This window comes from Ewingella sp. S1.OA.A_B6 (assembly GCF_049889095.1).
Taxonomy (GTDB): domain Bacteria; phylum Pseudomonadota; class Gammaproteobacteria; order Enterobacterales; family Enterobacteriaceae; genus Ewingella.
This window is the reverse complement of sequence record NZ_JBLJFK010000001.1, coordinates 124,069-149,337: the sequence shown is the minus strand read 5'-3', so window position 1 is coordinate 149,337 and position 25,269 is coordinate 124,069. Positions and strand designations below refer to the sequence as shown.

Sequence of the window (25,269 nt, the reverse complement as noted above, 5' to 3'; positions counted from 1 at the left end):
GATGATAATAACAGCCGCGACGCCAGATTACTTTAGCTTTTAACCAACTTGGCGGGGCAAAATGCCTCATGCGGTTCAAGTCACTGAGTGGATCGACGACAATGTTGCCATCGTCTTTAAAGGAAGCCCTTTATGCAAGCTGAAATACTGTTAACGCTCAAACTCCAGCAGAAAATTTTTGCCGATCCTCGCCGTATTGCATTGCTCAAGCAGATCAAAATAACCGGCTCAATCAGCCAAGGCGCGAAACTGGCGAGTATCAGCTATAAAAGCGCCTGGGATGCCATTAACGAAATGAATCAACTGGCAGATCAAACGCTGGTCGAGCGCAGTACCGGCGGCAAAGGTGGTGGCGGTGCTATTTTGACGCGCTACGGGGATCGGCTGATTCAGCTATATGACCTGTTGGCGCAAATTCAGCAGAAAGCCTTCGACGTATTAAAAGAAGATACGTTGCCACTCGACAGCCTGCTGGCCGCAATTTCCCGCTTTTCATTGCAAACCAGCGCACGTAATCAGTTCTTCGGCACGGTGGTGGGGCGCGACCATCAGGAGGTTCAGCAGCACATCGACGTCCTGCTCAATGACGGTAACACGCATATTCGCGCCGCCGTAACCCAGCAAAGCGCCGATCGTCTGATACTTTCGCCGGGCAAAGAAGTGCTGGTGCTGATCAAAGCGCCGTGGATCACTCTGACAACCCAGATTGCCAATGCTCACAACTCCCTGGCAGGCAAAGTGCTGAGCATTCAGCACGGGGCTGAAAACAGTGAAGTGCTGGTCACCCTTGAGGGCGGCGAAACATTATGCGCAACGGTGTCTGAGACTGAGATTGAGCATCTTGAATTGCACGAGGGACAGAATGTGTTTGCCGAATTTGGTGATGATAAGGTAATCATCGCCACGCTGTGTTGAAAATATATTTATATATCAATATATTGCGAAATACGATTCGACAGTTTGCAGAATTGTCAATTGACTTAGATGACTGATGCGCTTATCCCTTAAGCCATAATATCGCCACTATAAATGGATGAGACATGTCATCTTTGCATATCTCGCAAGGCGTTTTCCGCCTCAGCGATACCCGCACCCTTACACTGCCTGAACTATGCATTAAGCAGGCCGAAAGCTGGGCTTTTGTCGGCTCGAACGGCAGCGGTAAGTCAGCGCTGGCCCGTGCACTGGCAGGTGAATTGGTCATGCTGACAGGGGATTCCCGCAACACCTTCAGCAATGCCGTACGCCTCTCTTTCGAACAGTTACAGAAACTGGTGGAAGAAGAGTGGCAGCGCAACAACACCGATCTGCTGAGTGAAGGCGAGGACGATACCGGCCGCACCACCGCCGAAATGATTCAGGAACAGGTCAAAAACCCGCAACGCTGCGCCGAACTGGCCGCCCGGTTTGGTATGACTAAACTGCTGGATCGCCGCTTTAAATATCTCTCCACCGGTGAAACCCGCAAAACCCTGCTTTGTCAGGTATTGATGCAGCAACCCGATCTGCTGGTGCTGGACGAGCCCTTCGACGGGCTGGATGTCAATGCCCGTGCGCAACTGGCAGAATTGTTAGCTGGATTGCCACAGCAGGGGCAAACGGTGGTGGTGGTGCTCAACCGTTTCGATGACATTCCTCCGTTTGTTCAGCACGTCGGCGTTTTGGCGGATTGCACCCTGGCGACGTTCGGCCCACGTGAGAGCGTAATGGCCGACGCGCTGGTGGCACAGCTGGCGCACAGTGAAAATCTTGAAGGGATGGCACTGCCGGAGTCGGAAGACCCGAGCCAGCGCGTCAGGCCACCTGCCGACGGCCCGCTGATTATCTTGCGCAATGGTGTAGTGCAATATAACGATCGCCCTATTTTACATCACCTCTCCTGGCAGGTTGATCAGGGTCAGCATTGGCAGATTGTCGGTGAAAATGGCGCAGGGAAGTCGACCTTACTCAGTTTGATCACCGGCGATCACGCCCAGGGTTACAGTAATGATCTGACGCTATTTGGCCGTCGTCGCGGCAGTGGCGAAACCATTTGGGATATCAAACGCCATATCGGTTATGTCAGCAGCAGTCTGCATCTCGATTACCGCGTCAGTTCCAGCGTGCGTAACGTTATTACCTCTGGCTTTTTCGATTCCATTGGCATTTATCAAGCGGTGTCTGACCGCCAGCAATTTTTGACCAGTCAATGGCTGGAGCTGCTCGGCCTTAGCGGCAGCCAAGGCGACACACCGTTCCATAGCCTGTCGTGGGGTCAGCAGCGTTTGGCACTGATTGCGCGCGGTCTGGTCAAGCATCCGGCGCTGCTTATTCTGGATGAACCCTTGCAGGGGCTGGACCCGATCAATCGCCAACTGGTGCGACGTTTTGTTGATGTCATGATTGGCGAAGGTGATACCCAGTTGCTGTTTGTCTCACACCATGCTGAGGATGCGCCTGAGTGCATCACTCATCGCCTCTCTTTTGTTCCAGATGGCGATATTTATCGCTATCAACTGGACGAATTGAAGTAGAAATCTTCTAAATACGCGGGCGAATTCTATTGTGTTCGCGTCATTCATTTAAGTGTAATCGATTACACTTATTGTCTGCACTGCCTCTTGCTGCTCTGACGCGGCCCCTGCCCTGACTGTCTTAAACCTTCTGAGAGTGTTAAACTTGTAGTGTAAGCGATTCCATATAATCAGGCACAGATCACCTTTTTCAACCTTAGCGCATGATATTGTTGTCCCAACATTACTATCGAGGAGCATTTATGTACGTCTTAGTCACTGGTGGTAGCGGTTACATTGGCAGTCATACCTGCGTGCAACTGATCGAGGCAGGCTATACGCCCATCATTGTTGATAATCTTCATAACAGTAAGGCCAGCGTGCTGGAACGAATCAATACGCTCACCGGCAAAACACCGCTGTTTTATGAAGGTGATATTCGTGACCGCACCATCCTCGACCAGATTTTCAGCGAGCACAAAATCCACTCTGTGATCCACTTCGCGGGCTGGAAAGCGGTGGGCGAATCTGTCTCCAGGCCGCTGGCGTACTATGACAACAACGTCACAGGTACTCTGGTATTGGTTGAGGCCATGCGTGACGCTGGCGTAAAAAACCTGATTTTTAGCTCCTCAGCGACCGTTTATGGCGACCAGCCGAAAACCCCTTACGTAGAAGACTTCCCGACCGGCAACCCTTCCAGCCCTTACGGGCGCAGTAAGCTGATGGTCGAACAAATTCTTGAAGATGTGCAGCGAGCTGAACCCGAATGGAGCATGACGCTGCTGCGCTATTTCAATCCGGTGGGTGCGCATCCATCAGGCCTGATGGGCGAAGATCCGCAAGGAGTGCCGAATAATCTGATGCCATTTATCGCGCAGGTTGCAGTAGGCCGCCGCGAATCGGTGTCTATTTTCGGCAACGACTACCCGACGCCCGATGGCACAGGCGTGCGCGACTATATTCACGTGGTGGATCTGGCTGACGGCCATATCGCAGCGATGAAAACCCTGAATAACCAAGCCGGTGTTCATATTTACAACCTCGGCGCAGGCTTCGGCCACAGCGTACTGGACGTCGTGAATGCCTTCAGTAAAGCCTGTGGTAAGCCGGTGAAATACCATTTTGCACCGCGCCGCGACGGCGATTTGCCAGCCTACTGGGCTGACCCGACCAAAGCCGCCAATGAATTGAACTGGCGCGTCAGTCGCTCGCTGGAAGATATGGCTAACGATACCTGGCTGTGGCAATCGAAAAATCCGCAGGGTTACCCTGACTAAACACCGGATAATATCCCGAATAAAGGAAGAAGCATGTCAGAATTCAACCCTGTCGATCACCCGCATCGACGCTATAACCCACTGACTGATCAGTGGGTTCTGGTCAGCCCGCACCGTGCAAAACGTCCGTGGCAGGGCCAACAAGAAACCCCGTCGCAGGAGATTCTGCCGCAGCACGATCCCGACTGTTTTCTTTGTCCGGGCAACACCCGCGTCACCGGAGACGTCAACCCTCATTACACCGGCACTCACGTTTTCACCAATGATTTTGCGGCACTGATGCCGGATACACCATTTGCATCGGAAAGTGAAGATCCGCTGATGCGGATCCAGAGCGCACGCGGCACCAGCCGGGTGATCTGCTTTTCGCCAGATCACAGCAAGACCTTGCCGCAATTGACGGTGCCTGCACTGGAAGAGGTAGTGAAAACCTGGCAGGAGCAGAGCGCTGATTTAGGAAAAACCTATCCCTGGGTGCAGGTGTTTGAGAATAAAGGCGCCGCGATGGGCTGCTCAAACCCACATCCACACGGCCAGATTTGGGCCAACAGCTTCCTGCCGAACGAAGCCGAACGCGAAGACCGACTGCAACGCGCCTATCAGGAGCAACAGGGCTCACCGATGCTGGTCGACTACGCGCAGCGTGAACTGGCCGATGGCAGCCGTACCGTAGTAGAAACCGAACACTGGCTGGCCGTCGTGCCTTATTGGGCAGCGTGGCCATTCGAAACCTTGCTGTTGCCGAAAGTACATGTTCAGCGTATTACCGATCTCACTGACGCACAGCGCAGTGATTTAGCCCTGGCGCTGAAAAAACTGACCAGCCGTTACGACAATCTGTTCCAGTGCTCCTTCCCCTATTCCATGGGTTGGCACGGCGCGCCTTACACTGAAGGCGACCACAGTCACTGGCAGCTACATGCGCATTTTTATCCTCCGCTGTTACGTTCAGCGTCGGTACGTAAATTCATGGTCGGCTACGAAATGCTGGCTGAAACCCAACGCGATTTGACCGCTGAACAAGCGGCAGAACGTCTGCGTGCAGTGAGTGATATCCATTATCGTGAGGCCGGAGTGAAATGATGAAACTGAAAAACAAGACCCTGGACATTTTTGAGCAAAAATTCGGCTACCCGGCCACCATCACTATCAAAGCACCGGGTCGTGTCAATCTCATCGGCGAACATACCGACTATAATGACGGTTTCGTTCTGCCCTGCGCGATTGACTATGAAACAGTGATCGCTTGCGCCCAGCGTAACGACCGCCAGATCCGCGTGGTCGCAGCAGATTTTGACAATGAAGAAGATCTCTTCTCCCTTGATGAACCGATCCTCAGCAGTGAAAACCATCCCTGGGCCAACTATGTGCGCGGCGTGGTGAAACACCTGATGCAGCGCAGCAACGATTTCTCCGGTGCCGACATGGTCATCAGTGGCAACGTGCCTCAGGGCGCGGGGCTCAGCTCTTCTGCATCGCTGGAAGTGGCGGTCGGTCAGGCGCTGAAATCCCTTTATGACCTGCCGCTCGACGGCGTGGCGCTGGCACTGAACGGTCAGGAAGCAGAAAACCAGTTTGTCGGGTGTAACTGCGGGATCATGGATCAACTGATTTCAGCGCTCGGTAAACAGGATCACGCACTGTTGATCGACTGCCGTTCGCTGGAAACCCGCGCCGTTTCCATGCCAAAAAACGCCGCCGTGGTGATCATCAACTCCAACGTGAAACGCGGTCTGGTCGACAGTGAATACAACGCGCGTCGGGAACAGTGTGAAACAGCCGCCCGCTTCTTTGGTGTCAAAGCACTGCGCGACGTCGATCCTTCTCTGTTTTTCTCCATTGCTGACGAACTTGATCCGGTAGTTTCACGTCGCGCCCGTCACGTGATCACTGAAAACGATCGCACCCTGGCAGCAGCTGATGCGCTGGCCGCCGGTGATTTGAAAAAGATGGGCGAGCTGATGGCGGAGTCTCATGCGTCAATGCGTGATGATTTTGAGATCACCGTTCCACCCGTCGATACTCTGGTCGAGATCGTCAAAGGTGTGATCGGCGATAAAGGCGGCGTGCGCATGACCGGTGGAGGCTTCGGTGGCTGCATCGTAGCGCTCATCCCGATTGATTTGATTGATGCCGTGCGCGAAACCGTCGCCCGTGAATACCCGGCACAAACTGGCCTGAAAGAGACGTTTTATGTCTGTACCGCTTCGCAAGGAGCCGGCATATGCTGAAACCAGAGAACACCTTGTTAGCACCGGATGGCGAACCTTTCGAACGGGTTACCCTGAAGAACGCAGCTGGTACCACCGCCACATTGATGGACTGGGGCGCGACGTGGCTGTCGCTCGAATTACCGCTGGCAAAGGGTGAGAAACGCGAACTCCTGCTGGGCTGTGAAACCCCACAGGCTTATATCAACCAGAATGCCTATCTGGGTGCAACGGTAGGCCGTTATGCTAACCGGATTGCCCGTTCACAGATTCAGATTGACGGTAAGCCGCATCTGCTGGTCGCTAATCAGGGTGTACATCAGTTGCACGGCGGTCCGGAAGGTTTCCATGCACGTCGCTGGAAAATCTTGTCGCAGAATGCGCAGCAAGTCAGCTTTCAGCTGTTTTCAGCCGATGGTGATCAGGGCTATCCGGGGGATATGACCGCTGAAGTTCAATATCAGTTGACGGACGATAACCGCCTTGAGATCCGCTATAAAGCGACGGTGGATAAGCTGTGTCCGGTTAATCTGACCAATCACGCGTACTTCAATCTTGACGGTGAAGGCAAAGATGCACGTCAACAGACGCTGCAACTGTTCGCCGACCGCTTCCTGCCCATCGACAGTGACGGTATTCCCTGCGCAGATCCGACGACGGTTGAGCACACCGGTATGAATTTTAACGTACCAAAAACGCTGGCTAAAGATTTCCTGAGTGATCGCGATCAGCAGCGGGTCAAAGGCTATGATCACGCTTATTTGCTCAACCGCGGCTGTAACAGCGGTGAACATCCTGCAGCGCATTTGTGGTCCGCGGACGGCAAAGTGAAAATGAGCGTGTTCACATCGGCCCCGGCCCTGCAGCTTTACAGCGGCAATTTTCTGAGCGGTACGCCAAACCGCACCGGCGGAAAATATGCACAATATCAGGGTGTAGCACTAGAGAGTGAATTCCTGCCTGACAGCCCAAATCACCCAACCTGGCCTCAACCAAGCTGCTGGATAAAGCCCGGTCAGACCTACCGCTCGCAAACGGTTTATCAATTTTTTGCATTATAAGCTGAGCTAATATGATATCAGCAGGGCCGAAGGGCTCTGTTGTTTTTAGCATTCGCCCGCCCTCTTCCTGTAAAATGTGACCTCTTGCTCATCCTGCTGCGCTTTTTTTCTGTGCTAAAGCGCCTTTGCCCATCTACGCTTATGGAATGTCCTGCCAATTGGACCGGATAAGGAATCTGTTATGCGTTTAACCGTGATTTTACCGCTTCTCACTACCCTGTTAATGGGGGGTCAGGCACTGGCCGCTGACACAGCGAAAGCCCCTTCTGCCGCACAGGCTGCGCAACGTCAAAAAATGACTGACTGTAACCAACAAGCCGCCGGCCAGTCGCTCAAGGGCGATGATCGCAAAACCTTTATGAGTCACTGCCTGAAAGCAGAAACCAAACCCGATAAGAAAATGACAGAGCAGCAGAACAAGATGAAAAACTGTAATGCCGATGCAGGGAAAAAAGAGCTTAAAGGCGACGCCCGCAAGACCTTTATGAGTACCTGTCTGAAAAAAGCCAGCTAACGGCTGAAGTGAACGCTTAAATTCGCTATGGTGAAAGGACCTTGGGCGACACAGGTGGCAACGCACAATCAGATTCAGATTGCCGTCTGCGCCGCTCAGACCCTATAATGATAACAGTTATCATTGGAATTTCAGTTAATTGAGGATTTTAGCTATGGCTGTAACCAAGCTGGTTCTGGTAAGACACGGCGAAAGTGAGTGGAACAAAGAAAACCGTTTTACCGGTTGGCATGATGTCGAACTTTCTGACAAGGGCCGTACCGAAGCAAAAGCGGCCGGTCAGTTGCTGAAAGACGAAGGCTTCCATTTCGACTTCGCTTACACTTCTGTGCTGAAACGTGCCATTCATACATTGTGGAGCGTTCTGGACGAACTGGATCAGCCTTGGCTGCCAGTTGAGAAATCCTGGAAACTGAACGAACGTCACTACGGCGCGTTGCAGGGTCTGGATAAAGCAGAAACCGCCAAGAAATATGGTGACGAACAAGTTAAACAATGGCGTCGTGGCTTTGCCGTGACTCCACCTGAACTGGAAAAAAGCGATGAGCGCTTCCCTGGACACGATCCGCGTTATGCGAAACTGCGTCCTGAAGAACTGCCAACGACTGAAAGCCTGGCATTGACCATCGAGCGCGTTATTCCTTACTGGACTGACGTTATCAAACCACGCATTGAAAGCGGCGAGCGCGTGATCGTTGCTGCACACGGTAACTCCCTGCGTGCGCTGGTTAAATACCTGGATAACCTGGGTGAAGACGAAATTCTTGAACTGAACATCCCTACCGGTGTGCCATTAGTTTACGAATTCGATGAAAACTTCAAACCGATTAAACATTACTATCTGGGCAATGCCGACGAAATCGCAGCGAAAGCGGCGGCCGTGGCAAACCAGGGTAAGGCTAAGTAATTTCGCGGCATCTGCGTGATATTACAAGTGCAGAGAAGGGATAGCGCAAGCTGTCCCTTTTTTTATGGTTTTCAGTATAAAATCTGCAGATGAACCCCAGAACAGGAATGAGTCATGTCACGCGCTGACGCACAACCCGATCAAACGTCTCAGTCAAGCGATAATCCAGACCGCTGCGCAGGGCTTTCTCCCACGGCACTGCTGGTGGCTGGGGCTTTCTTCATGGAGTTTCTGGACGGTACAATCATTGCCACAGCGCTACCGGCTATGGCGCACTCTTTTGGTGTGTCAGCGGTTGATTTAAACATTGGTATCAGTGCCTATCTGCTAACCCTCGCGGTTCTGATACCCGCCAGCGGCTGGATCGCCGAACGTTTCGGGGCCCGCAACGTCTTCAGTGCCGCCCTGCTTATCTTCACACTCTCTTCGTTATTTTGCGGGCTGGCACATAATGTCACTGAATTTGTCGTCATGCGTATTATTCAGGGAATTGGCGGCGCCATGATGGTGCCGGTTGGCCGGCTGGTAGTTCTGCGCACTACGCCGAAAGATCAGTTGATTAAAGCGATAGCAACACTCACGTGGCCTGCGCTGGTTGCCCCTATTCTCGGCCCACCGATAGGCGGTTTTATTACCACTTATGCCAGTTGGCACTGGATATTTTTTATCAATGTTCCCCTTGGCGCCCTGGCGATTATTTTGGCCTGGCGACTGCTCCCCAACAAGATATCCTCGGGAAAACAGCCCTTTGACATCAAAGGCTTTATCATGATGGGTGTCGCAATGCTCTGTTTAGTGATCGGGCTCGAACTGTGCAGTAAGCAGCAGGTAAATCTGACTTATACGCTAAGCCTACTGACCATCGGTGGCATCGCACTGTGGATGGCGGTCAGGCATCTGCGTAATGCCGCTTTTCCGATGATCAGGCTAGATTCGCTTAAGGTAAACAGCTTCAGGATCACCATGCGCGGTGGGTTTATTTTCCGTACTACCATCAGTGCTGTGCCCTTTATGTTACCGCTGATGTTTCAGGTGGGATTCGGATTGGATGCCTTTCACTCTGGTGTTCTGGTGCTGGCGGTATTCGCCGGGAATCTGATGATGAAGCCGGCAACTACGCCGCTGATTCGCTATTTTGGTTTTAAAAAATTACTGATCGGTAACGGCCTGCTCAGCGCACTCTCTTTGCTGGTGTGCGCTTTTCTCACGCCTTCCAGCCCGGAAGTGCTAACAATTATGATGCTGTTCTGGGGCGGATTGTGTCGTTCGATGCAGTTCACCGGGATAAGCACGCTGGCATTTGCCGAGGTACCGGATACCGAAATGAGCTCAGCCAATACGCTTTTCAGCACCTCATTGCAGCTGGCGGCGGGCCTTGGGGTGACCCTCGGCGCACTCAGCATTCGGGCGGGAGAATTAATCGCCACCTATGCGGGGTTAACGTCAATTCCTGGCATCGCCTTCAGGCTGGGCTTTGCGATGATTGCACTGGTGACCGCGCTAGCGGTGATCGACATTGCCCGTTTGGCCCCCAACGCAGGCGATGTCGTATCACGGCAAGCTAAAAAATGAAAAAGCCCCGCAAGCGGAGCTTTAGATGCTTTATCTTTCGAACGGGTTAACCGCGACGCGCTTTTACCGCATCCGCCAGTTCACGCAGAAGGATTTCGGTATCTTCCCAGCCTATGCAGGCATCGGTCACGCTCTGGCCATAAGTCAGGGGTTCACCGCTGTCGAGGTTTTGATTCCCTTCGACCAGGTGGCTTTCCACCATCACACCCATAATGGCCTGCTCACCATTAGCCAACTGACCGCAAACGTCGGTGCAGACTTCCATCTGTTTTTTGAACTGTTTGCTGCTGTTCGCATGACTGAAGTCGATCATAATTTGCGCTGGCAAACCGCCTTTTTTCAGGCTTTCTTTCACTTCTTTCACATCTTCAGCACTGTAGTTTGGTTTTTTGCCGCCGCGCAGGATGATGTGGCAGTCGTTGTTGCCGCTGGTGCTAACAATCGCCGAATGGCCCCATTTGGTGACGGACAGGAAACAATGCGGTGCGCCGGCAGCATTAATAGCGTCGATAGCCACTTTGATAGTGCCATCAGTGCCATTTTTGAATCCCACCGGGCAGGAAAGGCCCGACGCCAGTTCACGGTGAACCTGAGATTCCGTGGTACGCGCACCAATAGCACCCCAACTCATCAGATCGGCTAAATATTGCGGCGTGATCATATCAAGAAATTCACCGGCTGCCGGTAAACCTGAGTCATTAATATCCAGCAACAATTTGCGGGCAATACGCAAACCCTCATTAATCTGATAACTGTTGTTCATTTGCGGGTCGTTAATCAGCCCTTTCCAGCCCACGGTGGTACGCGGTTTTTCAAAATACACGCGCATCACAATTTCCAGCTCACCCTGCAACTCTTGGCGCATGGTCAGCAAACGGGCTGCGTACTCTTTCGCGGTCTTAGGATCGTTAATGGAGCAGGGTCCAATGACAACGAGTAAACGATCATCATTTCCTTTCAATATCTTATGAATGGCATTGCGTGCCTGAGATACTGTTTTTGCTGATTTGTCGGTCGCCGGGAATTTCTCCAGCAGTGCCACCGGGGGCAAAAGTTCCTTGATTTCTTTGATGCGTAAATCGTCGTTTTGATAATTCATAACTGTTCCATAAGGTCTTTCAAAATGAAGGCGGAGCGAAATGCCGAACGACTCCAATCTAGCCGCATTGCGTGCCAGTGTAAATGCACTTTGAGACAGAGAAGCCTTTACGAATAGTCTCAATAATATTGCAGTCACCTAATCATCAGCTAGGCTTTAGATATAGAGCTTATACAGCCATACAAAGACGATATATCACAACCATAAGATGGAGAGACAAGATATGAACAAGCTTGCGATTATGATTCTTGCCGCAACAATGACGTTAGGTAGTGGTGCAGCTTTTGCTGAGGGGACTGATGCAGGTTCCAACAATGGTGCAGCGAACCAATCCGGTAGCCCAGGTTCGATTCAAAAGATCGCCCCCAAAAGTGTTGATAACAGTAAGATCAATAATACCGATAAACCGGTAAATGAAGTCCATAACAAAGCGCATAAATCTACAGATAAGACCCATCACAAAATGAGCAGTAAAACAGCCGATCACGAAAAAACCATGTGTAAAGACGGCCGCTGCCCTAATCAAGTTCCGGGTAGTGAGAAATCTAAAGCCACGGGTAACTGATTTCGTCGACTGACTCATGAGTGAATCTGCAAATGGGGGCTTCGGCTCCTATTTTTGTGGACGTTTGCAAGTGATACCGCTTCGGTTATGCTGAAAGTCCCTTTATCTCTTAGCGTTGAATATCCTCATGCCTATTCTGTCTCTGCTGCTGGTCGACGATCACCCTTTAGTTCAGGTGGCGCTGGAAGCCGCGTTGCAGAGATCGGAACAACAATGGCAACTATTCAGCGCTGCTGCTGATGTGCAAGCCATGCATTGCCTGGCGGAGCGCACCTTCAAACTGGTAATTCTGGACATTGGCCTGCCGCAGGTCGACGGTTTACAACTGATGAAGCGGATGCTGCGACACTACCCTGCGCTGAACATTCTGATTTACACCGCACAGGAAGAGGACGTGTATGCCCGTCTGGCGCAATATGGTGGAGCTTGCGGCTTTGTCAGTAAAGGCCAGCCGATGAGCGAATTGATCGCCGCCGTTGATGCGGTCAGTAAGGGAGAGCGTTTCTTTCCTGAATGGGTAACCTATCCGACGCCTGAGGACACCGGTGAATCGCAAGTGTTAACCCCGAAAGAATTGCAAGTGATCGGTTTGCTGGCAAAGGGTTTATCGAATTTACAGATTGCCGACATGCTCAGCATCAGTAATAAAACCGTTAGTACGCATAAAAATACAATTTTACGTAAAACCGGTGCCACTAATTTGCTTGAACTGGCGGCGGTGTACAAAGAGCTGCAGCAGTGAAAGCGCTGATTCACGCCGGTTGGCTGCTGATTTTCCTGTTTTTTTTCACCCCGCTTCAGGCGGCATCTCCGCCGCTGCATCTGGCAAATAATCTCAATTTACCCACCGACGTGCTACTTAACGGCGTAAAGAATCCGTGGCGCGGAAAAACGCTGCACATCGGTATTCTCAGCGATAACACCAGTCCGTATAACATTTTGATCGACAATGATTATTACGGCCTGAATGCCGACTATCTGAGTTACGTTCAGCAGGCGATGGGCATAACGCTGGACCTGCGCGGCTATCCTTCACTCTCAGCGCTGCAAAGCGCCCTTAATCAGGGCGATATTGATCTGTTTTATGGCGTGCCGCTTAATGCGATGCCGCCTGGTATGTGGGCGTCGAAGCCTTACTACATTAGCCCGCTGCGGGTGCTACGCAGCCGGCAGAACAGCCGTCAGATCATGGTAAATTCCCGCGATGCGCAGATTGCCATCAGCAAAATGACCGGCATGCAGGCTTTCGACCGCATCAGTAAACTGACGCCCGATGTACATCTGTTCGACAATAATCTACAGGCAGTCTACTCCCTGCTCAACGGCAAGAGTGATTACCTGATCGCCGATGAAGCCAGCGCCAGTTTTATTCTTGATCAGTTACAGCTCGGCCAGATTTACCGCATCGAAAGTGCGCTGGATTTCGGCAATCTCTCTTTCGTATTCGCCAGCAATGATCCGGCCCTGCTCGAGGTCCTGAATCAGACTATCGCCACCACGCCGATGGAGGTAATGAATACCCTTCAGGGCCGCTGGAATAAACCCATCCCGAGTTATCTTGACGCAGGAAATGCGTCGCTCACGCCGCTCGAGGAACGGTGGGTTCAGCAACATCGGCGGGTACCTTATGCAGCAACGGAGAACAATTACCCCTTTGTCTATCGCGGCTCTGACGGGGAGCCGCACGGCTATGTGGTCGATATTCTCAATATCATTGCGCAAAATACCGGGCTGACATTTGAACCGGTATGGGGCCGTGACGCACAGCAGGCCGACAAACTTGTTAGTCAGGAAAAGGCGCTATTTCGGGCAGTGCTGCCACTGTCGCCGGATTCACGCGGTCGTTACCTGAGCAGCATGCCGTTTCACCGTTCTCTGTGGGGTGTTTATATTCGCCAGAGCAGCGAGGGGGTTTCTACATGGCAGGATTTACAGGGCAAACGCATCGGTGTAATAAGGGGGGATTTGGCTGCCGCACTTGTTCCTGCTAATGATACGAGAATTGAATTCAATAACGTTCAAGGACTTTACGACGCACTGGCCAGAGGCCAGATTGATGCACTGGTCGATAACATCGTTTCTGCCAATTTCATTTCATTATCACGCTACGCTGGGGCGATAAAACTGGCCTTCGCTGCCAACAACATTTCTTATCCCATCTCCTTTGGTGTAGGCCTGCACTCCCCTTTTCTGCTCTCTATTCTGGATAAAAATCTGCAGCAGATCCCGCCACAAACCTTGCAGTCGCTACGCGATGAGTGGACCAGCGACCGCCGTAACGTGATTGACGCCGTAAACGATAACCGTATGCAGCCGCAAACCACCTGGTTACTGAGCTTACTGGCAGCAGTGGTGGCAATCTTGGTGCTGATTCTGGCCCGCCGCCTGTGGCTACTACGCCGGGAACGGCGCAGGGAGCGTGAAGCAAGAGCGCGGCTGGAGCTGGCCCGGCAACAGGCTGAGATGGCAAACCGCAACAAAAGCCAGTTTCTGGCAACGCTCAGCCACGAACTGCGCACGCCTATGCATGCAATCCTCGGCCTGCTGGAACTGGAGCTTCAACGCCAGTTCACTCCTGGGGAAAACCTGCCGTTGATCTACAGTTCGGCTTCATCATTAATGAATCTTCTCAATGACTTGCAGGATTACGCTCGTCTCGATACCGGAACCCTGACGTTGTCACCCAAGCCAATGTCATCGTCAACCTGGATGACTCAACTGACACAGCTGTACCCACCGCTGATAGCTCAGCGTCCAGTCATTTTTGATGTTAAACCCTTCACCCCGCTGCCTGACATGCTGATGATCGATAGCGACCGGCTGATGCAGGTGATGAATAATCTGATCGGTAATGCCATTAAATTTACGGCACAAGGGAAAATCAGCGTCGGAATTAGCTGGAGAGAAGATGCTCGTCGCGGCGAGTTGCTGGACATCGTGGTCAGTGATACCGGCTGCGGAATTGAACCACAGGAGATCGACAAACTTTTCGAACCTTACTATCGGGGTAAAGGCGCACAGCTGTTTTCCGTTCAGGGCAGCGGCCTTGGGTTATCAGTATGCAAAGAGATCGTGGAGACAATGGCAGGCACTCTTTATCTCAACTCTCTGCCTGATATTGGCACAGAAGTCCGTGTCATCTTCCCTGCGCCGAGGGCCTTTGCGGTGAAACAACATGTGCAGCCTGACAAGAGCCAGCCTCTTAGCGAGAACCTGCGCGTGGCAGTCATTGACGATCATCCGACCAATTTGCTTTTAATGCAGCGACAACTCTCCACGCTAGGCATTACGGCCTCTTTATTCGATAGCGGCCGGGCCTTCTTACGTGCGCACGCCCAGACACCTTTCGGATTACTGTTCGTGGATTATAATATGCCGCATCCAGATGGCATTACACTGGCAAAACTGGTGCGACGTCAGGAACGCCAGAATCCACAACCTCTGCGCATTCAGATTGTGCTGTGTTCAGCCGATGTGCAGGAGTTCACCCGCATGTCGCTCCGTCACCTCGACGTGCAACATTGCCTGACCAAACCGATCTCTCTCGCTGATATCCGCCAGGTGTTATTGCCTGCTCCTGCCCCGTTTAGCGATCTGCCGGAGCGCCTCGCACACACCGGCAATCAGGATCAACAACTGATAGCACGCCTAATCCAGACACTGCAACTGACGATGGACGGGGATCTGCGCAAGGCAGAAATAGCAAAGGGTTGCGGGGATTTCTCCGCGCTGAAAGACGCAATCCATCGGATAAAAGGCAGCCTGCTGATCCTGGGTTATCCCGTGCAAGCGGCCCTATGCCAGGAAGCCATCGAAGAATGTCATCAAGGCAATATATCTTGTGTTGCCTATAATAAAATGCACCGGTTATCTCAGGATTTGCTCAATAAGCTCAGCATGCAAGAAGCTGCTTCCTCGCTTCATCCGGTTTCACTTAGATAAGGAAAGATATGTCAGCAACGTCATTTTTACCTCAGGATAAAAACAGTCGCCGGTTACTGCTGGCCTTTATGATCACCGTGGTCTTTATGGTCGTGGAAGTGATCGGCGGCTTGATCTCCGGCTCACTGGCACTGCTGGCCGATGCGGGTCATATGTTGACTGATGCCGCCGCTCTGCTCATTGCATTACTGGCGGTACATTTTGCCAAGCGAAAACCCAGCGCCAGCCACACATTTGGCTATCTGCGGCTGACCACTATGGCCGCCTTCGTGAATGCGGCGGCGTTACTGGTGATCGTGATTTTGATTGTTTGGGAAGCCATCACCCGTTTCGTTAATCCGCAGCCGGTGATGGGCGGAACCATGCTGGTCATTGGTATCGCCGGGCTGTTCGCTAATCTGGTTTCTTTCTGGTTGCTGCACCAAGGAGAAGAGAAAGCCAATATCAACGTGCGCGCTGCGGCATTACACGTGATGGGCGATTTGCTGGGTTCAATCGGTGCCGTCGCTGCTGCACTTATCATCATGAAAACTGGCTGGACGCCCATTGACCCGATTCTGTCGGTACTGGTGTCATGCCTGGTGCTCAGCAATGCATGGCGCCTAATGAAAGAGAGTTTTCATGAGTTGCTCGAAGGTACGCCACAAGAAGTGGATATTGAGAAACTGCGAAAAGACCTCTCGGGCGCTATCCCCGAAATTCGCAGTATTCATCATGTTCACGTATGGCAGATTGGCGAACAGCGCCTGATGACGCTGCATGCGCAGGTCGTTCCCCCACACGACCACGATGCATTATTGGGTCGGATACAGAAGCACCTGCTGGATAAATACCGTATCGGTCATGCCACTATTCAGATGGAGTATAGCGAGTGCAGCACGCCGGACTGCCTGATTAATGAAAGCAGTACCGCAGAAGCTGGGCACGAACACCACGGGCACAGTCACGCGCATCACCATTGACCGCTTGATTTGCTCTTCAAACGCACAGCGCCTCCATTAAGGAGGCGCTACGATAAATCCTATTCTATAGCGAGTTAAACGCGCTGAAGGGGCTTAGAATCGTTCTCAGCCGCACTTTTGATCCACAGCCAAGATCCATTCAGCGCAATCAGCGTCAGCAATACATATTCCAGCGCCATGGCATACACGCCCTGATAAGCAAAAATTGCCACGCTTATCACATCAATCACTACCCATATCAGCCAGTTCTCCACGTATTTACGGGTCATCAACAACATCGCAATAATCGACAACACCATCATGGATGAGTCCCAGAATGGGAAGGCATCCGGCTGCAGCACAGGCATCTGCACATCCAACCCCATCGTCTGCATCAGATTCACGGCAATCTGGCTTAAGGCTGCAAAAACGCGGTCAATATTAAAAGTCATCAACAGAATACCGACCACGCAGACCAGACTCCAGACCAGTGCTTTTCCACGCGGAAGCCAGCGGATTTGTAACTCAGCCTGCTTGTCTGCCGTCTGACGGCTCCAGGCATACCAGCCATAAATATTGGCGGCGAAGAAGAAAATTTGCAGCAACAGGCTTGCATAGAGCTGGATCTGAAAGAAAATCACCGCGAACAGGGTGACGTTAATCAGTCCAAACGGGTAGTTAATGATCTTCTCTTTGCTGGCATACCAGATGCATAACAGGCCAAACAGAGTACCTATTGCCTCTATCCACGAGAGATCATAACCGCCCTTACCCAGCGGAATATGGACCAAAATATGGCTAGTACTGAAAAAATCCATAGCGATTCCCTTCTTTGCATTATTCGGGCAGGAGCAGAACTCCCTCAGTTTTACGCATTACCCTGCACGCGCAGTTTAAGCTGCGCGGCAAAATCCAGCATCCGGTTCAACGGGATCAGTGATTTGATCCGCAGCACTTCATCTACTTCTATCACATGCTGAGCACCGCCCAGTTCCAAACCCTCAGCAATGGCTTTCAGGCCGTTCATCGCCATCCACGGGCAGTGCGCACAGGTACGGCAGCTCGCACCCTCGCCGGCAGTGGGCGCTTCGAACAGCTCTTTATCCGGCACAGCCTGCTGCATTTTGTAAAAGATACCGCGATCGGTGGCAACAATAAGTTTGTTATTAGGCAGCGTTCTCGCCGCCTGAATCAGCTGGCTGGTTGACCCCACGGCATCGGCCATATCGACAATCGCCTGTGGTGACTCCGGGTGCACCAGTACGGCGGCATCCGGATACAGCACTTTCATACGTTCCAGCGCCTGGGTTTTGAATTCGTCATGCACAATACATGCGCCCTGCCAGCACAGTATATCCGCGCCAGTCTGCTTACGGACGTAATTCCCTAAATGGCGGTCCGGTGCCCAGATAATTTTCTGGCCCAGACTGTCGAGATGCTCGATAAGCTCTACAGCAATACTTGAGGTGACCACCCAATCAGCACGTGCTTTCACCGCAGCGGAAGTATTAGCGTAGACCACAACGGTGCGGTCAGGATGGCTGTCGCAAAAATCAGAGAACGCTTGTTCCGGGCATCCCAGATCTAATGAGCACTCAGCATTGAGCGTCGGCATAAGCACAGTTTTTTCGGGGCTGAGGATCTTGGCTGTCTCCCCCATAAAACGCACGCCAGCAACCAGCAACGTAGATGCAGTATGCTGACTTCCGAAACGCGCCATCTCCAGCGAATCAGCCACGCAACCGCCGGTCTCTTCTGCCAGCGCCTGAATTTCCGGATCAGTGTAATAGTGCGCTACCATCACCGCATTGCGCTGTTTAAGCAGGGTTTTGATTTTAGCTTTATAGAAGGCTTTTTCATCTTGGCTCAGCGGGGCCGGCTTAGGAGGAAAAGGGTACACTGCAGCATTCAGGTCTAAAGTCTCGCTCATCGCTCATCATCTCTTGTGGCCGGGGGCTCAGCCCGGACTCAGGAAGCAGTAACGGAATAAATTCGCCCGTTTGTTTTGTATGCTAAACAAAATACCGCAGATAAGTGGGAAAGTCGCTGGGATTTTACTCTTTAAGCAGAAAGTGTTTAAGGAACTTAAAAAATTGAGGAGGGAAATGATTTTCAGGGGCTAGAAACAACAAAAACGCCTTGAGGCGTTCTAGTCTGGTACCACTCGCAGGTGGTGGACCGTGCTGGATTGATTCGGCCTCACCCTGCGGGCAGCGCATTGGCGTTGTCGTCTCGCTTCGCTCGGCTCGAACCAGTGGTTCTCATCCTGCACTGCTTTACTACCAGTTCTATTTTAAAAGTGGTGGGCCGTGCTGGATTCGAACCAGCGACCAATTGATTAAAAGTCAACTGCTCTACCAACTGAGCTAACGGCCCACGGTCTACTTCTCAATATTTCTTATTTTGCGATGTGCTCTACCTGAAATGGTGGGCCGTGCTGGATTCGAACCAGCGACCAATTGATTAAAAGTCAACTGCTCTACCAACTGAGCTAACGGCCCGTGCGATATCACGGTAGTACAGACGGTTAATGAGTTTAGCAACTAAGAAGTGGTGGGCCGTGCTGGATTCGAACCAGCGACCAATTGATTAAAAGTCAACTGCTCTACCAACTGAGCTAACGGCCCACGGTCTACTTCTTAATATTTCTTATTTTGCGATGTGCTCTACCTGAAATGGTGGGCCGTGCTGGATTCGAACCAGCGACCAATTGATTAAAAGTCAACTGCTCTACCAACTGAGCTAACGGCCCGCACAAAGCTAAATATCTCACTGCTTTAACGTCTTACAGTTGCCTAGGCAACGGCGGCATATATTACTTATATAACTTTTCAGTGCAATGTTTAATTGAAGAAAAAGGCCTGACTGCTTGTTCTTCACGCATTCAAGCCCAGAAAACAGACGAAATCTGTATTTTCCGGGCCTGAATGGCAATTTACTGTGAAGACAAACGTTTTTGAGCTTGTTTGGCCGCATCGGTATTTGGGTACTGTTTTACGACCTGCGAATAGACGGCTTTGGCTTTATCCACCTGCCCTTTCTCTTGCATGATCACCCCAACCTTGTACATCGCGTCCGAACTTTTTGGCGACTTGGGAAAGTTTTTGACGACAACCGCATAAAAATAGGCGGCATCGTCTTTCTTACCTTTGTTGTAGTACAACTGCCCTAACCAGTAGTTGGCGTTAGGTTGATAAGTTGATTTCGGGTACTGCTTAATAAATGCCTGGAAGGCAGAAATAGCCTGATCGTACTGTTTCTTTTCCAGAGCGAGTGCAACTGCAGCATTGTAGTCGCTGTTTTCATCACCCGTGCTGGCAGGAACCTGTGCGGGTGCTGCATTCGACGAATCAGTAGCACCGCCAGCGGCAGCTCCGGCAGCAGCGCCTGAAGCGGCAGCATTCGCATTAGCCGCTGAACCTTGGCTGCTTAGGCTGTCCATCTGCTGATAGATTTGCTTTTGACGATCAACAACCTGACTTAACTGATATTGGTTTTCCTGAATCTGGCCTCGAAGAGAGTCAATATCGCGTTGGGAGTCAGAGAGTTGTTGCTGAAGTTGAGTTAATAGCTGGCTATGAGCGTTAGAAATACGCTCCAGAGAGGTGACCCGATCTTCAATCGAGCCTGAGCCGACATCACTGATTGGCGCTTGGGCAGTAGCGGCCCATGGGACCGCTACGCCAACCAGTAACGACAGACCCAACAGGTGAGTTCTGAAGTTACTGCTCATGCGACTCTCTTAGTATACCAGTACGGCACGACGGTTTTTAGCGTAAGCCGCTTCGTCATGGCCGAGTACAGCTGGTTTTTCTTTACCGTAAGAAACGATAGAGATTTGATCTGCAGAAACGCCTTTGCCTTGCAGATACATTTTAACTGCAGTAGCGCGACGCTCACCCAGAGCGATGTTGTATTCCGGAGTACCACGTTCATCAGCATGACCTTCAACAGTCACTTTGTATGAAGGGTTGCTGCGCAGGAATGCTGCATGCGCGTCCAGCATTTGAGCGAAGTCAGAAGCGATATCGAATTTGTCTAAACCAAAGTAAACGATATTGTTCTTTTGCAGTTCTTGCATCTGCAGACGTGCTTGCTCTTCAGAAGACATGTTGCCGCTTTCTGCACCAGTGCCAGCGCCAGCGCCCATACCAGATTGGCCATTGTCTGCGCTTTTGTGAGAACTACACGCGGCGATTGCCAATACAGGCACAGCCAGCAGCAGCCCTTTAAGCACTTTGTTCAGTTGCATCTCGTTGATCCTTTTATAATTTGCCATACATAGCTATATATGCATCACAGGTACGGCGACCAGGCAGGGAATTTTACCTGTCCATCAGTTGCCGGAAGACGTGCTTTGAAACGCCCATCAGTCGAGACCAACTGCAACACGGAACCCATGCCCTGAGAGGAGCTATAAATAACCATGGTGCCATTCGGTGCGATACTAGGCGTCTCATCCAGGAACGTGCCCGTTAATACTTGAACGGCTCCCGTTACCAGATCTTGTTTGGCGATGTGCTGGGAACCACCATTGGTGCTTACCATAACCAAGAATTTACCATCTGTGCTTATATCAGAGTCTTGATTCTGAGAACCTTCCCAGGTCAGACGCTGAGGCGCACCGCCATTAATATTCACTTTATACAACTGTGGACGACCACCCTGATCCGACGTGAAAGCCAAGTTTTGGCTATCTGGGAACCAGGTGGGTTCAGTATTGTTGCTGCGTCCATCGGTAACCTGGCTGATTTGACCGGAGCCCAGATTCATAACATAAATGTTCAGACTACCGCCTTTAGACAAGGCGAAGGCCAGTTTGCTGCCGTCTGGTGAGAATGCTGGCGCACCGTTATGACGTGGGAAAGAAGCAATTTGCTTGATCGCGCCATTAGACAGAGTTTGCACAACCAACGCAGAACGACCGCTTTCGAAAGTCACGTACGCCAGTTTGCTGCCGTCCGGTGACCATGCAGGAGACATCAGTGGTTCCGGTGAACGGTGAACAACAAATTGGTTATAGCCATCGTAGTCAGCAACGCGCAGTTCATACGGGAATTTACCACCGTTGGTCTGCACAATGTAAGCAATACGGGTACGGAATGCGCCTTTAATATTGGTCAGCTTCTGAAACACCTCATCGCTGGCAGTATGTCCAGAGTAACGTAACCACTGCTTGGTGATTTGATACTGATTTTGTGCCAGAACGGTACCTGGGGAACCCGCAGTATCCACTAACTGGTAAGAAACCAAATATTTTCCATCTGCGCTTGGCTGAACCTTGCCAACCACAACCGCGTCGATACCCAATGCTGTCCAGGCCGCAGGTGTCACTTCGGATGCACTTGACGGTTGCTGAGGCATGCGGGATGCATCAATCGGATTAAATTTGCCGCTGTTACGTAAGTCAGCCGCCACAATGGCACCAATATCTTCAGGTGGAGCACCCGGGCCTTCCCATTTAAAAGGCACAACGCCAATTGGGCGAGCAGAATCCACCCCTTGGGTAATTTCAATGCGAACTTCTGCATGTAACACAGATGCCCACAGGATCAAAAGACCGAACGCTACTCGAAATGCATGCTTCATTGTATTTCCCTTATCTGGACCGATCTGCCCGCGATAATTTAGCAGAATTTTAACAAACCAACGCACACAAAACTAGAATTTCAACCGACATACCATAGTAAAAGTCTGAAAAAAAAGTATTTTCAATAATGACTATGGCTTGAAGTCTAATGGTGCATTTTTAAAGACATCATAAACAGCTTCTGAAGGTGGTTTAGGGAACTTCGCCTGCCTTGCTGCGGCAAGTGCCGCCTGGCAAAGCGCAGGATCGCCACCTTCAGCCTTCACATCAATAAGTAAACCATCGGGTGCCATCTTAACGCGCAATGTGCAGGTTTTGCCCGCATAGGATTGCGCATCATAGAATTTGCTCTCAATCGCCGCCTTAATCTGGCTGCCGTAGTTAGCAATATCTGCACCGGATGCGCCAGCCTTCTTCTGAGTCCCCTTACCTGCCGGAGCGCTTGCTCCACCAGCAGCCCCACCTTTCGGAGCATTTTTAGAGTCTGCCAGACCACCAAAGAGATCGTCGACTGATTCAGATTGCTTGGCTGCAGCGGCTGCAGCAGCTTTCTTATCGGCGGCGGCTTTTTTGGCAGCGGCGGCAGCTTCAGCTTTTTTCTCTGCCGCGGCAGTGGCTTTAGCATCGGCCGCTGCTTTCGCGTCAGCAGATGCTTGTGCTTTGGCATCGGCGGCGGCCTGAGCTTTTGCTTCAGCTGCAGCTTCTTTCTTAGCATCAGCTTCGGCCTGTTTCTTAGCCATCGCAGCGGCGGCGGCGGCTTCAGATTCAGCTTGTTTCTTAGCTTCGGTCGCGGCTTTTTTCTGAGCATCTGCGGCGGTCTTCGCTGCTTTATCTGCTTCAGCTTTCGCCTTGGCAGCCGCTTCAGTCTGTGCTTTCGCTGCTTCCGCTTTGGCTTTCGCCGCCGCATCTTCAGCTTGCTTCTGTTGTTCCTGCGCCTGCTTTTGCTGTTCGGCGGCTTGTTTTTGTTGCTTAGTCTCTTCCTGAGCCTGTTTAGCGTCATCCTGCGCCTGCAGACGTTCTTTCTCTAATTCTTTCAGTCGTTGCTGCTCTGCTGCCTGCTTCTGCTGAAGTTCTTCAGCCTGCTGTTCCGATTTTTTCTGACGGGATTGTGCTGCACGTTGAGCATCAGCCGACTGCTGCTGCTGCCGGTTGTACTGATCAACCACCGCACTAGGATCTACCATCACAGCAGAGATATCGCTCCCGCCACCACCGCCACTCATGCTGGTATCTTCGGATAGCGATCCCCAGATCAACAGGGCTATTATGATGACATGCAGAACGACCGAAACAATAACGGCGCGTTTGAGCTTAGCGTTTTGTTCAGTTGCAGTTGCCTTTACCAAAATAGATTTCCCAACACAGGATTGCCAAAAACCCGGATTTCTTCAGCGTCAGTCATCGCTATACGGACCACCGTTTTATTAGGCTAAGAAAAGCCGGGTTTCTAATAAGTGTTACAAATGCCTATCGTCAGATAGGTTGTGTCATCAGGCCAACAGATTTAACTCCTGCCTGATGCAGCATGTTCAGCGCTTTTATGATCTCATCATACGGCACATCTTTTGCACCGCCGATCAGAAACACCGTCTTCGGATTAGCTTTGATACGGTTAGCAGCCTCGGCCACAACCTGCTGTTCCGGTAACTGTTCCATACGCTGGTGATCCACCACAATGGTGTACTGACCCACACCGGAGACTTCAACAATGACCGGCGGATTATCATCGCTGGACACTGTTTTTGAGTCTGTCGCATCCGGAAGATCAACTTCCACACTTTGCGTAATAATCGGGGCTGTTGCCATAAAAATCAGCAGCAGAACCAACAGCACGTCAAGCAGCGGAACAATATTGATCTCCGACTTACCTTCGCGACGGTTACGACGACCTCGAACTCGAGCCATGCTATCCCCCCTTTAGTTACTGCTGCTTTCGCGAGAGAAAGCCTGACGGTGCAGGATAGCCGTGAATTCTTCCATGAAGTTATCGTAATTTTGTTCAACTTTGTTAACACGCTGGTTCAGACGGTTATAGGCCATAACCGCAGGGATCGCGGCGAAAAGACCGATTGCAGTGGCAATCAATGCCTCAGCGATACCAGGAGCAACCATCTGTAAGGTCGCCTGTTTCACAGAACCCAAACCGATGAAGGCGTGCATAATCCCCCACACCGTCCCAAAAAGACCGATATACGGGCTAATGGAACCAACGGTGCCAAGGAATGGAATGTGCATTTCCAGCGATTCCATCTCGCGGTTGAAAGAGATACGCATCGCACGGGAGGAGCCTTCAATAACCGACTCTGGCGCATGACTGTTTGCACGGTGCAAACGGGCGAACTCTTTGAAACCTGAATGGAAAATCTGTTCGGCGCCCGTGAGACTCTCACGGCGACCCTGGCTTTCCTGGTAAAGACGAGAAAGCTCAATACCGGACCAGAATTTATCTTCAAAGGCTTCTGCCTCACGGGTAGCGGCATTCAATACTTTCGTACGCTGAATGATGATCGCCCAAGACGCGACAGAGAAGCACACCAGAATAAGCATAATCAACTTAACCAGGATGCTGGCCTTTAGAAACAAATCAAGCATGTTCATGTCAGTCACTGCTTAAACTCCGCGACAATAGACTTAGGAAGCGCTTTTGGCTTCATTTGGTTTGGATCGATGCATGCAATCAACACCTCTGCAGAACAGAGAAGGTTGCCACTCGCATCAAGAATTTGTTGTGCAAAAGTAAGTGAAGCCCCTCGGATAGACGTTATCTCACTTTGAACATCAAGCAAGTCATCGAGACGAGCTGGAGCCAAGTATTCGACCGTCAAGCGGCGGACAGCAAAAGCGATGTGTTCATCCAGCAACTGCTGCTGGTGAAAATTGCGTTGGCGTAACATCTCTGTGCGAGCCCTTTCAAAAAAGGCGACATATCGGGCGTGGTAGACCACCCCTCCCGCGTCGGTGTCCTCGTAGTAGACACGAACCGGCCATCGGAACAACGAATTACTCACTCTACATCCCGTAATGCAATTTGACGGGCCTACTATACGCAAGAGCTTTATGGTTGGGAATGGGTTGTAGGACGAGAATGCAAATAAT

Annotated in this window: 23 protein-coding genes, 4 tRNA genes and 1 other RNA gene; 13 read left to right on the top strand and 15 right to left on the bottom strand. The window is 51.4% G+C overall.

Features of this window, described 5'->3' with window-relative positions; translation table 11 throughout:
* Nucleotides 1–132 precede the first annotated feature (132 nt).
* The 9 genes from modE to ACMV8I_RS00690 all read left to right on the top strand — a co-directional run bounded on the left by modE (nt 133) and on the right by ACMV8I_RS00690 (nt 10,036).
* Nucleotides 133–915: a molybdenum-dependent transcriptional regulator gene (gene modE / locus ACMV8I_RS00730; RefSeq protein ID WP_498863322.1), complete on the top strand. Its 783-nt coding sequence runs from the start codon at nt 133–135 to the stop codon at nt 913–915.
* 125 nt (nt 916–1,040) lie between these two features.
* Nucleotides 1,041–2,513, top strand: coding sequence for a molybdate ABC transporter ATP-binding protein ModF (modF, locus tag ACMV8I_RS00725; RefSeq protein ID WP_498863321.1), 1,473 nt, complete (start codon nt 1,041–1,043; stop codon nt 2,511–2,513).
* Between the two features lie 242 nt (nt 2,514–2,755).
* Nucleotides 2,756–3,772, top strand: coding sequence for a UDP-glucose 4-epimerase GalE (galE, locus tag ACMV8I_RS00720; protein ID WP_498863320.1), 1,017 nt, complete (start codon nt 2,756–2,758; stop codon nt 3,770–3,772).
* Nucleotides 3,773–3,805: 33 nt separating this feature from the next.
* A complete protein-coding gene (galT, locus tag ACMV8I_RS00715; protein ID WP_498863319.1) occupies nt 3,806–4,855 on the top strand; it encodes a galactose-1-phosphate uridylyltransferase in 1,050 nt (349 codons plus the stop codon).
* Nucleotides 4,855–6,003, top strand: a complete 1,149-nt coding sequence (gene galK, locus ACMV8I_RS00710) for a galactokinase (protein WP_498864680.1) — start codon at nt 4,855–4,857, stop codon at nt 6,001–6,003. Before galT ends, galK begins: the two co-directional genes overlap by 1 nt.
* Nucleotides 5,997–7,043, top strand: a complete 1,047-nt coding sequence (gene galM, locus ACMV8I_RS00705) for a galactose-1-epimerase (protein ID WP_498863318.1) — start codon at nt 5,997–5,999, stop codon at nt 7,041–7,043. The genes galK and galM overlap by 7 nt, the downstream gene beginning before the upstream one ends.
* A gap of 181 nt (nt 7,044–7,224) precedes the next feature.
* Complete coding sequence (locus tag ACMV8I_RS00700) at nt 7,225–7,557, top strand: PsiF family protein (protein ID WP_498863317.1); 333 nt, start codon at nt 7,225–7,227, stop codon at nt 7,555–7,557.
* Nucleotides 7,558–7,711: 154 nt separating this feature from the next.
* Nucleotides 7,712–8,464 carry a 2,3-diphosphoglycerate-dependent phosphoglycerate mutase gene (gpmA, locus tag ACMV8I_RS00695; RefSeq protein ID WP_498863316.1) on the top strand — a complete coding sequence of 251 codons (753 nt, stop codon included), beginning with the start codon at nt 7,712–7,714 and terminating at the stop codon, nt 8,462–8,464.
* A gap of 114 nt (nt 8,465–8,578) precedes the next feature.
* On the top strand, nt 8,579–10,036 hold the full coding sequence (locus tag ACMV8I_RS00690; RefSeq protein WP_498863315.1) for an MFS transporter: 1,458 nt from the start codon (nt 8,579–8,581) through the stop codon (nt 10,034–10,036).
* 46 nt (nt 10,037–10,082) lie between these two features.
* Here ACMV8I_RS00690 and aroG read toward each other — a convergent pair whose 3' ends face one another.
* A complete protein-coding gene (gene aroG / locus ACMV8I_RS00685; RefSeq protein ID WP_498863314.1) occupies nt 10,083–11,135 on the bottom strand; it encodes a 3-deoxy-7-phosphoheptulonate synthase AroG in 1,053 nt (350 codons plus the stop codon).
* A 223-nt stretch (nt 11,136–11,358) separates the two neighbouring features.
* On the opposite strand from aroG, the gene ACMV8I_RS00680 reads away from it, so the two are divergent.
* The 4 genes from ACMV8I_RS00680 to zitB all read left to right on the top strand — a co-directional run bounded on the left by ACMV8I_RS00680 (nt 11,359) and on the right by zitB (nt 16,604).
* Entirely contained in the window at nt 11,359–11,700 is a 342-nt protein-coding gene (locus ACMV8I_RS00680; protein WP_498863313.1) for a protein YbgS, read from the top strand.
* A gap of 127 nt (nt 11,701–11,827) precedes the next feature.
* A complete protein-coding gene (locus ACMV8I_RS00675; protein ID WP_498863312.1) occupies nt 11,828–12,442 on the top strand; it encodes a response regulator in 615 nt (204 codons plus the stop codon).
* Nucleotides 12,439–15,642, top strand: a complete 3,204-nt coding sequence (locus tag ACMV8I_RS00670; RefSeq protein ID WP_498863311.1) for an ATP-binding protein — start codon at nt 12,439–12,441, stop codon at nt 15,640–15,642. The genes ACMV8I_RS00675 and ACMV8I_RS00670 overlap by 4 nt, the downstream gene beginning before the upstream one ends.
* Before the next feature lie 8 nt (nt 15,643–15,650).
* Nucleotides 15,651–16,604 (top strand): CDF family zinc transporter ZitB, encoded by a 954-nt coding sequence (gene zitB, locus ACMV8I_RS00665; RefSeq protein WP_498863310.1) that lies wholly within the window; start codon nt 15,651–15,653, stop codon nt 16,602–16,604.
* Between the two features lie 74 nt (nt 16,605–16,678).
* Here zitB and pnuC read toward each other — a convergent pair whose 3' ends face one another.
* The 14 genes from pnuC to ybgC all read right to left on the bottom strand — a co-directional run bounded on the left by pnuC (nt 16,679) and on the right by ybgC (nt 25,181).
* Entirely contained in the window at nt 16,679–17,401 is a 723-nt protein-coding gene (gene pnuC / locus ACMV8I_RS00660) for a nicotinamide riboside transporter PnuC (RefSeq protein ID WP_498863309.1), read from the bottom strand.
* A gap of 50 nt (nt 17,402–17,451) precedes the next feature.
* On the bottom strand, nt 17,452–18,513 hold the full coding sequence (gene nadA, locus ACMV8I_RS00655; RefSeq protein ID WP_498863308.1) for a quinolinate synthase NadA: 1,062 nt from the start codon (nt 18,511–18,513) through the stop codon (nt 17,452–17,454).
* Nucleotides 18,514–18,754: 241 nt separating this feature from the next.
* A non-coding RNA gene (locus tag ACMV8I_RS00650) (RtT sRNA) lies at nt 18,755–18,869 on the bottom strand.
* Nucleotides 18,870–18,883: 14 nt separating this feature from the next.
* A tRNA-Lys gene (locus ACMV8I_RS00645) sits at nt 18,884–18,959 on the bottom strand.
* A 49-nt stretch (nt 18,960–19,008) separates the two neighbouring features.
* A tRNA-Lys gene (locus tag ACMV8I_RS00640) sits at nt 19,009–19,084 on the bottom strand.
* Nucleotides 19,085–19,134: 50 nt separating this feature from the next.
* Nucleotides 19,135–19,210 (bottom strand) — tRNA-Lys (locus ACMV8I_RS00635).
* 49 nt (nt 19,211–19,259) lie between these two features.
* Nucleotides 19,260–19,335: transfer RNA gene (locus tag ACMV8I_RS00630), tRNA-Lys, on the bottom strand.
* Between the two features lie 183 nt (nt 19,336–19,518).
* Complete coding sequence (cpoB, locus tag ACMV8I_RS00625; RefSeq protein WP_498863307.1) at nt 19,519–20,316, bottom strand: cell division protein CpoB; 798 nt, start codon at nt 20,314–20,316, stop codon at nt 19,519–19,521.
* A gap of 9 nt (nt 20,317–20,325) precedes the next feature.
* Nucleotides 20,326–20,835 (bottom strand): peptidoglycan-associated lipoprotein Pal, encoded by a 510-nt coding sequence (gene pal / locus ACMV8I_RS00620; RefSeq protein WP_497232852.1) that lies wholly within the window; start codon nt 20,833–20,835, stop codon nt 20,326–20,328.
* A gap of 44 nt (nt 20,836–20,879) precedes the next feature.
* Nucleotides 20,880–22,172, bottom strand: coding sequence for a Tol-Pal system beta propeller repeat protein TolB (gene tolB / locus ACMV8I_RS00615; protein WP_498863306.1), 1,293 nt, complete (start codon nt 22,170–22,172; stop codon nt 20,880–20,882).
* 132 nt (nt 22,173–22,304) lie between these two features.
* On the bottom strand, nt 22,305–23,519 hold the full coding sequence (gene tolA, locus ACMV8I_RS00610) for a cell envelope integrity protein TolA (RefSeq protein WP_498863305.1): 1,215 nt from the start codon (nt 23,517–23,519) through the stop codon (nt 22,305–22,307).
* Nucleotides 23,520–23,646: 127 nt separating this feature from the next.
* Nucleotides 23,647–24,078 (bottom strand): colicin uptake protein TolR, encoded by a 432-nt coding sequence (gene tolR, locus ACMV8I_RS00605; RefSeq protein WP_140470461.1) that lies wholly within the window; start codon nt 24,076–24,078, stop codon nt 23,647–23,649.
* Between the two features lie 12 nt (nt 24,079–24,090).
* Nucleotides 24,091–24,780 carry a Tol-Pal system protein TolQ gene (gene tolQ, locus ACMV8I_RS00600; RefSeq protein ID WP_188469651.1) on the bottom strand — a complete coding sequence of 230 codons (690 nt, stop codon included), beginning with the start codon at nt 24,778–24,780 and terminating at the stop codon, nt 24,091–24,093.
* Entirely contained in the window at nt 24,777–25,181 is a 405-nt protein-coding gene (gene ybgC, locus ACMV8I_RS00595) for a tol-pal system-associated acyl-CoA thioesterase (RefSeq protein WP_498863304.1), read from the bottom strand. The genes tolQ and ybgC overlap by 4 nt, the downstream gene beginning before the upstream one ends.
* Between the last annotated feature and the right edge of the window lie 88 nt (nt 25,182–25,269).